The organism is Novosphingobium sp. Gsoil 351, assembly GCF_009707465.1.
GTDB lineage: Bacteria > Pseudomonadota > Alphaproteobacteria > Sphingomonadales > Sphingomonadaceae > Novosphingobium.
In genome coordinates, this window is record NZ_CP046120.1 from 1,769,285 (window position 1) to 1,781,919 (window position 12,635).

A 12,635-nucleotide genomic window follows, 5' to 3' on the forward strand; every position below is an offset into this window, starting at 1 on the left:
GCTATGCCTGACAGTCGGGACCGTCAAACCATTATGACACGCGCTACTCGGATTCGTCCATCAGATTGCCGAGACCATAGCGGTGCAGCTTCGAATAGAGGCTCTGGCGGCTGAGGCCGAGCACTTCGGCGGCGGAGGCGCGGTTGTCCGAGGTGTAGGACAGTGCCGCCTCGATGCACAGCCGTTCGATCAGGTCGGTGCTCTCTCGCACGATGTCCTTGAGAGCGACGCGCCCGACCAGTTCGGTGAGCTGCTCGACCGAACGTGGCAGCTCCTGCGAGGCCGGCGGCAGATCGCGCAGGCGGCGACCGATCTGGCGGATTGCGAAGCCATAGTGCGGTGTCTCGCCGCCAGTGCGCACTGCGGACAGCTCGACCGGCTCCTCGCTTTCGCCGTTCCGCCCGCGCACCACGGTGCCAACGTTGCGCGCAAAGCCGTGCTTGGTCAGCTGGTTTTCAATCAGCTCGAGGTCGATACCCGGCCGGCCAACGAAGTCGGCCAGCGCCCGACCGCGCAGTTGGTCGAAAGTCGCGGCCTCGGCGAGTTCGACGAAGGCGTTGTTGGCGATGACAATCTTCATGCTCGCATCGGCGACCACGAAGGCGTCGGGCATCCGCTCGATCACCTCGAGCAGCGGGGTCGCTTCGCGCGACGCGGGTGCCGTTTGACCCAGCCGCACGAGCAGGGAAACGACCGCCATGCTGGCGGAATCCGGTCGCAGAGAGAGTCAGGGTACGTTCGCCGTGGCCGTATTCCACTTCGATCGGCGAGACTGAGTTGGAAGTCATCACCGACCCCAGGAACGCGAGCAGCGGTTCGCGGGCGGTGCGCGCGAACAGCGCGGTCAGCCGCTGCCCGGCAAGCGTTCCGGGCCGCGCGGCGAGCAGTTCGTGCGCGGCGGGATTGGCCTCGCGGATCCGCTGGGTGTCGGCGTCGACAATCAGGACCGGCTCGGCCGACATGTCGAACAGCAGCCGGTACCGCGTTTCGACCTGGCGCAGCCGCATATAATCGCGTTCCAGCGATTGCTGGGCTTGGAGCAGGCGCTGCTGGAGCGCGGCAGAATCGCGCATGTCGCGGCCTAGCGCTATCGTCCGCCTGCCACCTGCGAGCGGAACCACCGTGTAGCGAACCGCCACATCGCCGCCGCGCGAGATGTGGTTGACCTGCCGCCAGCGCTGGGTCTCGCCCTTGCGGGCGCATTCGAGCATTTCGGCAACCTTGATCCGGCTCTCGATCGTAACCGTCTCGCTCCAAAGCGAGCCGGCCCACGTGTTCATGTCGGGAAACTCGACCGGGTTGGCCGATATGTCGACGATCCTTCCGGTTGTGTCGAGCACCAGCGCGATATCGCCGGCGGCCATCGCGAGGCGCATGCCGACCCCGGCGTCAAAATCGCCGAAGATCGCTTCAGGGCTACTGAACGGCGCCTTGTCCGCTATGCCCTTGAGGCTTTCGCTCGGGTGCCGAATCCCGGTCAACCATGCCTCCCGCTCAACAGGCCAGCGCTGTTCGCGGCTCGGCCTTGACGACCAGTCGCTCGGCCAGCGCCAACGCCGTGGGTCCATCGGGCGCTGTGCCGTCCGCGCCGGCCAGGTCGGCCAACCCCGGGTCGTCGTTGATCGCCCGGCCGCCGAGCATCACATAAAGCTTGGGATTGAGGGATACGCTGCGCACCGCGGTGATAAGGTCGGAAAGCTCGCCGCTATGGCAATCGCGCGATACGGTCAATCCAATCAGATCGAAATGCCTCCCGCCCACCATCGTTAGTAGATCGCGCCGCTGCGGCTCGATGAGTAGTTCGCTCTGCCATCCGCCCCGCGAAAAGATCTCTTCGACCATCAACGTGCCGAAGCTGTGCTGATCGCCCGGGATCGGACTGAACAACGCCGTCCGCGCCGAGAACAGCGAACCGGATATGGCCGGGGTGCGCCAGGCGATCTCGCGCATCACTTCCTGCAGACGCCACAGCCCGATCGTCACATCGACGAAATCGCAGGTGTCGCTCTCCCAGAATTCGCCAAGCTTGCGCGCAGCCGGGGCGAGAAGATCGACGAAGATCGACTCCGCGGCGATCCCCCGCGCGAGCAGCCCTTCGACGTGCTCAAGCAGTTCGTCTGCTTCGAGCACCAATGCGAGCGGGACGAAACGGCGGACATCTTCGGCCGAAATCCGCGCGGACCGGGCGATATCGGCGGGCGATCTGGGCACACCATGGGCGGCCAGCAACTGGGGGATGATCTCCCCTTCTATCAGCGTACTCAGGGCGGCGTGGGAATTGGCCTCGATCGGCGCGTCCACTGTTTCGAGACGACGGCTGCGACGGCCACTCGGCGGCCCTCGCATGCGCCTGCGAGGCTCGTCGTCTGTAAAACGGATCACCGTGGCCATGCGCAGACTCTCCCGGTCTGAGTGTGGTGGCAAAATTCGCTCGTAGAATCTTGCCTGTGACCCGGCGTGTCGATGTTTCGACTCCCCCGAATCCGTTCAGCCTACGCTCATTAAGGCAACGCGCAACCCCCGACCCTGTCAATTTTTCTTGTCGTCCAGAATGATTGACACTGGCTGCAAACGAGTCGTAGTCTCGTGGCGACCAGCGAAAGGTAGATACGCTCGGCATGGTTGGGGAAGCATCTGTTTTTGCGGTCGAGGGCCCGGTTCGGGCTGGCCGCCGCGCGATGCGCCCCCTTTACACAAGCGAAGAACGCGAACGCCGAGACGCGTCACCCTGGACGCTCGTCCAGGGTATCCTCGCGCCGGTTCAGTTCGCGATTTTCCTGATCAGCCTGGCGCTGGTCCTGCGCTGCCTGGCGACGGGCGAAGGCGCCTGGGCGGCGGATACTTCGGTGCTGGCCAAGACCGCCGCGCTCTATGCGATCATGATCACCGGGTCGATCTGGGAAAAAGCCGTCTTCGGCAAATGGCTGTTCGTTCCGGCGTTCTTCTGGGAAGACGTGTTCTCGATGCTCGTGCTGGCGCTGCACACCGCCTATCTGGCGATGCTGTTCGGCGGCATCGGAACGCTCGAGCAGCGGCTCGGGGTCGCACTTGCCGGTTATGCGGCTTACGTAATCAACGCCACCCAGTTCCTGCTCAAGCTGCGCGCCGCGCGGCTCCAGGCGGCTTCCGCATGACCCCCGCGCTGCCCGCCGCCGCGCCGGTGCTCGAACGCGCACCGGTGCTGCGCGAAAGAGGGCAGCGGGAGGTTTTCTGCGGTCTTACCGGGATCGTCTGGCTGCATCGCAAGATGCAGGACGCGTTCTTCCTGGTGGTCGGCTCACGGACGTGTGCGCACCTGCTGCAATCGGCCGCGGGGGTAATGATCTTCGCCGAGCCGCGCTTCGCGACCGCGATCATCGAGGAGCGCGATCTGGCCGGAATGGCCGACTGCCACGAGGAGCTCGACCGCGTGGTCGACCGGCTGCTCGCGCGGCGGCCCGAGATCAGGACGCTGTTCCTGGTCGGTTCGTGCCCGTCCGAGGTGATCAAGCTCGACCTGTCGAAGGCGGCGCAGCGGATCGGCGCGAAGCACGCCGGGGCGGTGCGCATCCTCAACTATTCGGGCAGCGGGATCGAGACCACGTTCACCGAGGGCGAGGACGCCTGCCTGACCGCGCTGGTGCCCGAGATGCCCGCGGGCGATCCAAACGGCCCGACCGAACTGCTGATCGTCGGTTCGCTGCCCGACATCGTCGAGGATCAGTTCCTCCGCCTGTTCGCCGAGTTGGGCATTACCCGCGTCGGCTGCCTGCCCGCGCGGCGCGCCTGTGACCTGCCCGCGGTCGGACCGCAGACGCGTTTCCTGCTCGCCCAGCCATTCCTGACCGAGACTGCGCGCGCGCTCGAAGATCGCGGCGCGCGGCGGCTCGATGCACTGTTTCCGTTCGGGGCGGAGGGTACCACCGCCTGGCTGCGCGCCGCCGCCGAGGCATTCGGGGTCGCCGAGATGGACTTCAACCGTGTCGTCGCGCCGGGGCGGGCGCGGGCCAAGCGCGCGCTTGAGCACAGCCAGGAACGGCTGGCGGGCAAGACGATCAGCTTCCTGCCCGATTCGCAGCTCGAAATCCCGCTCGCCCGGTTCCTGTCGACCGAGCTGGGGATGATCCCGCTCGAAGTCGGCACCCCCTATCTCAACAAGGCGCAGATGGCGCGCGAGTTGGAGCTGCTGCCCGAAAGCGCGCGGCTGAGCGAGGGCCAGGACGTCGATCGCCAGCTCGACCGGGTGCGCGCGGACAAGCCCGATCTGACCGTCTGCGGTCTGGGTCTCGCCAACCCGCTCGAAGCCGAAGGCTTTGCCACCAAGTGGTCGATCGAGCTGGTGTTCTCGCCGATCCACGGGTTCGACCAGGCGGGCGACCTCGCCGAACTGTTCGCGCGGCCCCTGCGCCGCCGCGACGTGTTGCGGGTCTAGCGCGGTGCAGCTCGCGGTCTGGACCTACGAAGGCCCGCCCCACGTCGGGGCGATGCGCGTGGCGACCGCGATGGACGGGGTCCACTACCTGCTCCACGCGCCGCAGGGCGATACCTACGCCGACTTGCTGTTCACGATGATCGAGCGCCGCGGCAAGCGCCCACCGGTCACCTACACCACCTTCCAGGCGCGCGACCTGGGCAGCGACACCGCCAGCCTGTTCCAGACCGCCGCGCGCGATGCGGTCGCCCGGTTCCAGCCCAGTGCGCTGATGGTCGGCGCGAGCTGCACCGCCGAGCTTATCCAGGACGATCCCGCCGGCCTCGCCGAAGCGATGCGCCTGCCCTGCCCGGTCATCCCGCTCGAACTGCCCAGCTATCAGCGCAAGGAGAACTGGGGGGCGGCGGAGAGCTTCTACCAGCTCGTCCGCAAGCTGGCCGATCCGGCGCTGCGCCCTGCCCCGCGCGACGGGCGGCGTCCGTGCGCGAACCTGCTCGGCCCCTGTGCCTTGGGCTTCCGTCACCGCGACGACACGATCGAGGTGACCAGGATCCTCGACCGGCTGGGGATCGACGTCCATCTCTGCGCGCCGCTCGGCGCGACGCCCGAAGACTTGCGCACGATCGGCGAGGCCGATTTCTCGATCGTGCTTTATCCCGAGATCGGCGAGGAAGCCGCGCGCTGGATCGAGCGGACGTTCAAGCAACCCATCGTCCGCACCGTGCCGATCGGGGTGAACGCGACCCGCGAGTTCATCGCCGAAGTCGCCGCCGCCGCCGGGGTCGACCCCGCTCCCGCGCTGGCCGACGATGGCTCGCGGCTGCCGTGGTGGAGCCGCTCGGTCGATTCGACCTACCTCACCGGCAAGCGCGTGTTCGTGTTCGGTGACGGTACGCACGCGGTCGCCGCCGCGCGCGTTGCCTCCGAGGAGCTGGGCTTCGTGGTCTGCGGCCTGGGTTGCTACAACCGCGAGTTCGCCCGCGATATCCGTGCCGCCGCGGCCAAGTACGGCGTCGCGCCGCTGATCTCGGATGACCACCTCGAAGTCGAGGAGGCCATCGCCGCGGCCAGCCCCGAGCTGGTCCTGGGCACCCAGATGGAGCGCCATATCGCCAAACGGCTGGGCATCCCGTGCGCGGTGATCTCGGCCCCGGTCCACGTTCAGGATTTCCCCGCGCGGCACAGCCCCCAGATGGGTTTCGAGGGCGCCAACGTGCTGTTCGACACCTGGGTCCATCCGCTGGTGATGGGGCTGGAGGAACACCTCCTGACGATGTTCCGCGACGATTTCGAATTCTCCGACGCGGCGGGTGGATCGCACCTCCACGCGGTCAGCCCGGCGGCGGCGATCCCCGAGGCGATTCTGGTTCCGGCCAACGACGGCGGCGCGGCGTGGACAGCCGAAGCCGAGCGCGAACTCAAGAAGATCCCGTTCTTCGTCCGCGGCAAGGCGCGCCGCAACACCGAAGCTTTCGCGGCCGAGCAGGCGCGCGGCGAGATCGACCTCGCCACGCTCTACGATGCGAAGGCGCACTATGCCCGCTAGCGCGCTGCCTCCGGTCCGCGTCGCGATCGTGACGCTCGACAACCACCTCAAGGGAGCGGTCGAGCGCGCCGAGATGGAACTGGCGCGCGACAATATCGCAATCTCGCTCCATGCCGCCGCCGACTGGGATCGCGATCCCGCCACGCTCGAGCGCGCCAAGGCCGAGATCGCCCGCGCCGACATCGTCATCGCGACGATGCTGTTCCTCGACGATCACGTCCGCGCGATCCTGCCCGCGCTGACCGAGCGCCGCGAGAACTGCGATGCGATGATCGGGCTGATGGCGGCAGGCGAGGTGGTCAAGCTGACCCGGATGGGCGGCTACCGGATGGACGCCCCGGCCAAGGGCCCGCTGGCGCTGCTCAAGCGGCTGCGCGGCCAGAACGGCAAAGCCGGCAAGCCGGGCAGCAACTCGGGCGCGGGGCAGATGAAGATGCTGCGCCGCCTGCCCAAGATCCTGCGCTTCATCCCCGGCACCGCGCAGGACGTGCGCGCGTACTTCCTCACCCTGCAGTACTGGCTGGCCGGTTCGGACGAGAACGTGATCGCGATGGTCCGCGCGCTGATCGACCGCTATTCCGCGGACGAGCGCGCGGTGCGCCGTGGCGCAACCCCGGGCGCGCCGCCCGCCGACTATCCCGAGGTCGGGGTCTACCACCCGCGCACCGAGCAGCGGATGAGCGAGAGCCTGCGCCTGCTGCCGCGCGGCAAGGGCGAGAACGGCACCGTCGGCGTGCTCATGCTGCGCTCGTACCTGCTGGGGCGCGATGCCGGGCACTACGACGGGGCGATCGACGCGTTCGAGCGCGCCGGGCTGCGGGTGATCCCGGCGTTCGCCAGCGGGCTGGATGCGCGCCCGGCGATCGACAGGTTCTTCGTCGCCAACGGCAAGCCGACGGTCGACGCGGTGGTCAATCTGACCGGGTTCTCGCTGGTCGGCGGCCCGGCCTACAACGATTCGGCCGCCGCGGCGGATACCCTCGCGGCGCTCGACGTGCCCTACCTCGCGGGCCACGCGATCGAGTTCCAGTCGCTTCAGCAATGGGGCGCGAGCCGCCAGGGCCTGCTCCCGCTCGAAGCGACGATGATGGTCGCGATCCCCGAACTCGACGGTTCGACCGTTCCCAGCGTGTTCGGCGGGCGCGCCGATGCCAGCGGCCCCTGCACCGGCTGCGCGCGGCACTGCAATTTCCCCGCCTCGGGCCTCGTCCGGGTGATGCGTTCGTGCCCCGAACGCGCCGAGGCGCTCGCCGCCAAGACGGTCAAGCTGATCGCGCTCAAGCGGAGCCAACGCGCCGAGCGGCGTCTCGGCATCGTCTTGTTCAACTTCCCGCCCAACGCCGGCGCAACCGGGACCGCGGCGTTCCTCGCGGTGTTCGAATCGCTCCACGCCACGCTGCTCCGGTTGGCGCGCGAGGGTTATGCGGTCGACGTGCCCGCGACGGTCGCTGACACCCGCGCCATGATCCTTGACGGAAACGCCGAACGCTTCGGCGCGGACGCCAACGTCGCGGTGCGGATCCCCGCCGACGAGCACGTCCGCCGCGAGCCGCACCTCGCCGCGATCGAGCGCCAGTGGGGCGCGGCGCCGGGCAAGCTCCAGGCTGACGGTTCGTCGATCCACGTGCTGGGCGCGCAATTCGGCAACGTTTTCGTCGGGATTCAGCCCGGGTTCGGCTACGAAGGCGACCCGGTGCGGCTGCTGTTCGACGGCGATTTCGCCCCGACCCACGCGTTTTCCGCGTTCTACCGCTGGCTGCGCGAGGACTTCGGCGCGCACGCGGTGCTCCACTTCGGCACCCACGGCGCGCTCGAATTCATGCCCGGCAAACAGACCGGCCTGAGCGGCGATTGCTGGCCCGAACGCCTGCTCGGCGATCTGCCCAACTATTACCTTTACGCCTCGAACAATCCCACCGAGGGCATCCTCGCCAAGCGCCGCTCGGCTGCCACGCTGGTCAGCTACATGACCCCGCCGCTGGCGCAGGCGGGGCTTTACAAGGGCTTCGCCGATCTCAAGGCGATGGTCGAACGCTGGCGCGCCTCGGCCCCCGACGGCGAATGCGACGCCCTGGAGGCGATGATCGGCGAGGCCTGCGTCGAACTCGACATCGAACTGGGTGCGATCGAGACGCTCGCCGGACGGCTCTACGAACTCGAGCGCACGCTGATCCCGGAGGGCCTCCATGTCTTCGGAAGCCAGCCGCAGGGCCAGGCGCGCGAAGGCCTGATTGACGCGATGGTTGCTGCTGACGCTGGGGCCGATCCGCAGACCGGGCGTGCCGCGATCGAGACGCTGATCGGTAGCTGCGATGAACTTGGCTCGCTGGTCCATGCGCTAGACGGCGGCTATGTGCGCCCGGCGCCGGGCGGCGATCTGCTGGCCAACCCGGAAGTGTTGCCAACCGGGCGCAACCTTCACGGCTTCGACCCCTTCCGTATCCCCAGCAAGTTCGCCTGCGCTCAAGGTGCCGAGCAGGCCGAGCGGCTGATCGCGCGCCATATCGAAAGCGGCGCGAACTTCCCCGAAAGCCTGGCGATGGTGCTGTGGGGCACCGACAACATGAAGAGCGAGGGCGTGCAGATAGCCCAGGCTCTGACCCTGATCGGCGCGCGCCCGCGGATCGACGGCTATGGCCGCCTGTGCGGGGCGGAACTGATCCCATTGGCCGAACTGGGTCGCCCGCGGATCGACGTGGTGGTGACGCTCTCGGGCATCTTCCGCGACCTGCTGCCCTTGCAGACGCGGATGATCGCCGAGGCCGCGCTGCTCGCTTCGCAAGCCGACGAGCCGCTCGACCTGAACTTCGTACGCAAGCACAGCCTCGCCCATCAGGCGCTGCATGACTGCGATCTGGAGACCGCGAGCCTGCGTGTCTATTCCAACGCCGAGGGCGCCTACGGGGCCAACGTCAACCGTCTGATCGACGGCGGGGTGTGGACCGATCCGGACGAACTGGCCAACGCCTTCGAGACCCAGAAGGGCTATGCCTATGGGGTCAGCGGTGCGCCCGTCCAGCAGCGCGACCTGCTGCGCAGCGCGCTCAAGGACGTCGAGTTCACTTACCAGAACCTCGAAAGCGTCGAGACCGGGATCACCGATCTCGACCAGTACGTCGACGGCCTCGGCGGCATCGCACGCTCGGTCGCGCGGGCGCGCGGCGCGGCGGCGCCGGTCTACATCCTCGACGCCACGCAAGGGACCGCCAAGGTGCGCACGCTGGGCGAGCAGATCGACCTGGAAACCCGCACCCGCACGCTCAACCCCAAGTGGTACGAGGGGATGCTCAAGCACGGCTACGAAGGCGTCCGCAACATCGAAGGTCATGTGACCACGACGATGGGCTGGTCGGCCACCACCGGTCAGGTCGCGCCGTGGGTATACCAGAAGATCAGCGAGACTTTCGTGCTCGACCCCGAGATGCGCCACCGCCTGGCGGCGCTCAATCCCAAGAGCTCGGCACGGGTCGCCAACCGGCTTCTCGAAGCCTGCGACCGGCGCTTGTGGGAACCCGATGCGGCGACGCTCGCCGCGCTGCGCGAAGCCAGCGACGAACTCGAAGACCGGCTCGAAGGGCTACAAGCAGCCTGATTAGGAACACGATATGACGATGCTCGACACCCTTACCCGCGACGCCCCGCCCGATGGCGAAGGCTCACTCCAAGTCGCGCTCGATCCGGCCGACAAAATCAAGGGCGCAAAGGTCTTCGCGGTTTACGGCAAAGGCGGGATCGGCAAGTCGACCACCTCGTCCAACCTCTCCGCGGCGTTTTCCAAGCTCGGCCATCGGGTGCTTCAGATCGGCTGCGATCCCAAGCACGACTCCACCTTCACCCTGACCAAAAAGCTGATGCCGACGGTGATCGACGTGCTCGAAACGGTCGATTTCCACGCCGAGGAGCTGCGCCCCGAAGACTATATGTTCGAAGGCTACAACGGGGTGATGTGCGTCGAGGCGGGCGGACCTCCCGCGGGCACCGGATGCGGCGGCTATGTCGTCGGGCAGACGGTCAAGCTGCTCAAGCAGCACCACCTGCTCGAGGATACCGACGTGGTGATCTTCGACGTGCTGGGCGATGTCGTTTGCGGCGGGTTCGCCGCGCCGCTCCAGCACGCCGAGCGCGCGCTGGTGGTCGCGGCCAACGATTTCGACAGCATCTTCGCAATGAACCGGATCGTCGCGGCGATCAAGGCGAAGTCCAAGAACTACGACGTGCGGCTCGCAGGAGTGGTCGCCAACCGCTCGGCCGAGACCGACGAGATCGACCGCTTCGCAGATGCGATCGGGATGAAGCGGCTCGCCCATTTCAAGGACCTCGACGCGATCCGCCGCAGCCGCCTCAAGAAGTGCACGCTGTTCGAGATGGACGACACGCCGGACATCGTCGCCGCTCAGAACGAATACATGAAGCTGGCGGACATGCTGTGGGCTGGCGTCGACCCACTCGACGCGCAGCCGATGAAGGACCGTGATATCTTCGACTTCCTGGGGTTCGAATGATGGCCAGTCATGCACCCAACACCGTGTGGTTCGATCACCGCGATCGCCTCGCCGAATACTTCGACGGGACCGCCCGCAAGGCGTGGATCGACCTCACTTCGGACGTCAAGGTCAGCGGCATCCGCGCCACAGTGCGCGCCGGTCGGGAGCGGATGCGGTCGCTGTTGCTAGACTGGTTGCCGCCCGACTTGCGCCGCACCCGCCTGCTCGACGCGGGCTGTGGCACCGGCGCGCTGGCTATCCAGGCTGCGCGGCGTGGGGCTGAAGTCACCGCGATCGACATCGCCGGGGGGCTCGTCGAGATCGCCCGTGAGCGCCAGCCGTCTTACCTCGGCCACGGCAAGATCGATTGGCGGGTGGGCGACATGCTCGATCCCGGGCTGGGTACGTTCGCGCATGTCGTGGCGATGGATTCGCTGATCCATTATCCGGCGGGCGAGATCGTCGAGACAGTCGAGCTGCTCGCCGAACGCTGCACCGGTTCGATCGTATTCACGTTCGCCCCGCACACCGCGCTGCTGGGGGCGATGCACCGGGTTGGCCAGTTTTTCCCGCGCAGCAACCGCTCACCCGCCCTCGTCCCGGTCGCAGAAGCCGAGTTGCGGACACGCCTTTCGGCACTTCCCGGCTGGCGGATCGGGCGCAGCGAGCGCGTGGTCAGCGGGTTCTACACTTCGCATGCGCTGGAACTGGTGCGCCGCTAAAATGACCGTACGCCGCCTTCCGCTGACCGTACGCAAGCCGAGCTGGACGCGAATCGCGACCGCCTGGCTGCCGTTCGCGGACGCGGCGAGCGACGACTTGCCGCTGGGGCGCCTACTCCGTCTGGCGCTGTTCCAGGTCAGCGTGGGGATGGCGACCGTTTTGCTCAACGGCACGCTCAATCGGGTGATGATCGTCGAGCTGAAAATCCCAGCCTGGCTGGTCGCACCGCTGATCGCACTGCCGCTGCTGGCCGCGCCGTTCCGCGCGCTGATCGGACACAAGTCGGATACCCACCGCTCGCTCCTCGGCTGGCGGCGGGTGCCGTACATCTGGTTCGGCACGCTGATGCAGTTCGGCGGGCTGGCGATCATGCCGTTCGCGCTGCTCCTGATCGGCCAGCCCGATACCGAAATGGCGGGGATCGCCGCGGGGGCGCTGGCCTTCATCCTCACCGGTACGGGGATGCACACCACCCAGACCGCCGGGCTGGCGCTGGCCACCGACCTCGCCCGCGAGGAGGACCGCCCGCGCACCGTGGCGCTGCTCTATGTGATGTTGCTGGTCGGCATGATGCTGTCGTCGCTGGTGATCGGCGCGCTGCTGGTCGATTTCTCGCCGACCCGGCTGGTAGGGGTGATCCAGGGCGCGGCGGTGCTGACGATGCTGTTCAACTTGTGCGCGCTGTGGAAGCAGGAGGCCCGCCACTCCGCCCCTATCGAAGTCGTCGCGCTCGCTCGCCTGCCCTTCGCGCACGTGTGGCGCGGGTTCGTCGCAGAGCGCAATGCGATGCGCCTGCTGGTCGCGATCGGGCTCGGCGCGGCTGCGTTCGCGATGCAGGACGCGCTGCTCGAACCTTATGGCGGCGAAATTCTTGGCCTGACGGTCGGTGCGACCACTGGCCTGACCGGGGCCTGGGCGCTCGGCGCGCTGGGTGGGTTCGCGCTGGCGGGCCGGTCGCTGACAAATGGAATCGATCCGCTGCGGCTCGCCGGGTTCGGTCTTGCCGGCGGAATCTGTGCATTCCTGATGGTGTTGTTCGCGGCGCCGCTCGGCTCGCCCGCGCTGCTCGCCGCGGGCGCGTTGACGATCGGGCTGGGCGTCGGCCTGTTCTCGGTCGGCACGCTTGTGGCGGCGATGGCGCTGGCCCGCGGCGGCGCTTCCGGCCTGGCGCTGGGCGCGTGGGGCGCGGTCCAGGCAAGCGCCGCGGGGCTTGCAATCGCACTGGGCGGAATCGCTCGCGACCTGATTGCGAGCCTGGCGGTCGCCGACGGCCTCGGCGCCACGCTGGCGCTGCGTTCGACCGGGTACAGCGCCGTCTACCTGATCGAGATCTTGCTGCTGCTGGTCACTCTGGCGGTGATCGGACCTTTGGTGGGACGCGATCGCATTCTTCCGCCCGCAGGCACTTCTCGCCGCTTCGGGCTCACTGAGTTTCCGACATGAGCAGGCTTGGCATGAGCAATTTGGGCAT

Annotated in this window: 10 protein-coding genes; 7 read left to right on the plus strand and 3 right to left on the minus strand. The window is 67.6% G+C overall.

Features of this window, described 5'->3' with window-relative positions; translation table 11 throughout:
- Positions 1–43 precede the first annotated feature (43 nt).
- The 3 genes from GKE62_RS18935 to GKE62_RS08505 are packed head-to-tail and all read right to left on the minus strand — an operon-like array spanning position 44 to position 2,301.
- Positions 44–574, minus strand: coding sequence for a helix-turn-helix domain-containing protein (locus GKE62_RS18935; RefSeq protein WP_230207069.1), 531 nt, complete (start codon positions 572–574; stop codon positions 44–46).
- On the minus strand, positions 456–1,481 hold the full coding sequence (locus GKE62_RS18940; protein ID WP_230207015.1) for a PAS domain-containing protein: 1,026 nt from the start codon (positions 1,479–1,481) through the stop codon (positions 456–458). Before GKE62_RS18940 ends, GKE62_RS18935 begins: the two co-directional genes overlap by 119 nt.
- 13 nt (positions 1,482–1,494) lie before the next feature.
- A complete protein-coding gene (locus tag GKE62_RS08505) occupies positions 1,495–2,301 on the minus strand; it encodes a B12-binding domain-containing protein (RefSeq protein ID WP_154691873.1) in 807 nt (268 codons plus the stop codon).
- 377 nt (positions 2,302–2,678) lie between these two features.
- Here GKE62_RS08505 and bchF point away from each other — a divergent pair, with 377 nt between their 5' ends.
- From bchF to GKE62_RS08540, 7 genes are read left to right on the plus strand one after another with little or no spacing between them, the layout of a single operon-like run.
- Positions 2,679–3,134: a 2-vinyl bacteriochlorophyllide hydratase gene (gene bchF / locus GKE62_RS08510; protein WP_230207016.1), complete on the plus strand. Its 456-nt coding sequence runs from the start codon at positions 2,679–2,681 to the stop codon at positions 3,132–3,134.
- A complete protein-coding gene (locus GKE62_RS08515; protein WP_154691875.1) occupies positions 3,131–4,411 on the plus strand; it encodes a ferredoxin:protochlorophyllide reductase (ATP-dependent) subunit N in 1,281 nt (426 codons plus the stop codon). The genes bchF and GKE62_RS08515 overlap by 4 nt, the downstream gene beginning before the upstream one ends.
- A gap of 4 nt (positions 4,412–4,415) precedes the next feature.
- A complete protein-coding gene (gene bchB / locus GKE62_RS08520; protein WP_154691876.1) occupies positions 4,416–5,957 on the plus strand; it encodes a ferredoxin:protochlorophyllide reductase (ATP-dependent) subunit B in 1,542 nt (513 codons plus the stop codon).
- Positions 5,947–9,549 carry a magnesium chelatase subunit H gene (locus tag GKE62_RS08525; protein WP_154691877.1) on the plus strand — a complete coding sequence of 1,201 codons (3,603 nt, stop codon included), beginning with the start codon at positions 5,947–5,949 and terminating at the stop codon, positions 9,547–9,549. Before bchB ends, GKE62_RS08525 begins: the two co-directional genes overlap by 11 nt.
- A gap of 13 nt (positions 9,550–9,562) precedes the next feature.
- On the plus strand, positions 9,563–10,459 hold the full coding sequence (gene bchL, locus GKE62_RS08530; protein ID WP_230207017.1) for a ferredoxin:protochlorophyllide reductase (ATP-dependent) iron-sulfur ATP-binding protein: 897 nt from the start codon (positions 9,563–9,565) through the stop codon (positions 10,457–10,459).
- Entirely contained in the window at positions 10,459–11,163 is a 705-nt protein-coding gene (gene bchM / locus GKE62_RS08535) for a magnesium protoporphyrin IX methyltransferase (protein WP_154691878.1), read from the plus strand. Before bchL ends, bchM begins: the two co-directional genes overlap by 1 nt.
- A gap of 1 nt (position 11,164) precedes the next feature.
- Positions 11,165–12,607, plus strand: coding sequence for a BCD family MFS transporter (locus tag GKE62_RS08540; RefSeq protein WP_230207018.1), 1,443 nt, complete (start codon positions 11,165–11,167; stop codon positions 12,605–12,607).
- Positions 12,608–12,635: the final 28 nt, after the last annotated feature.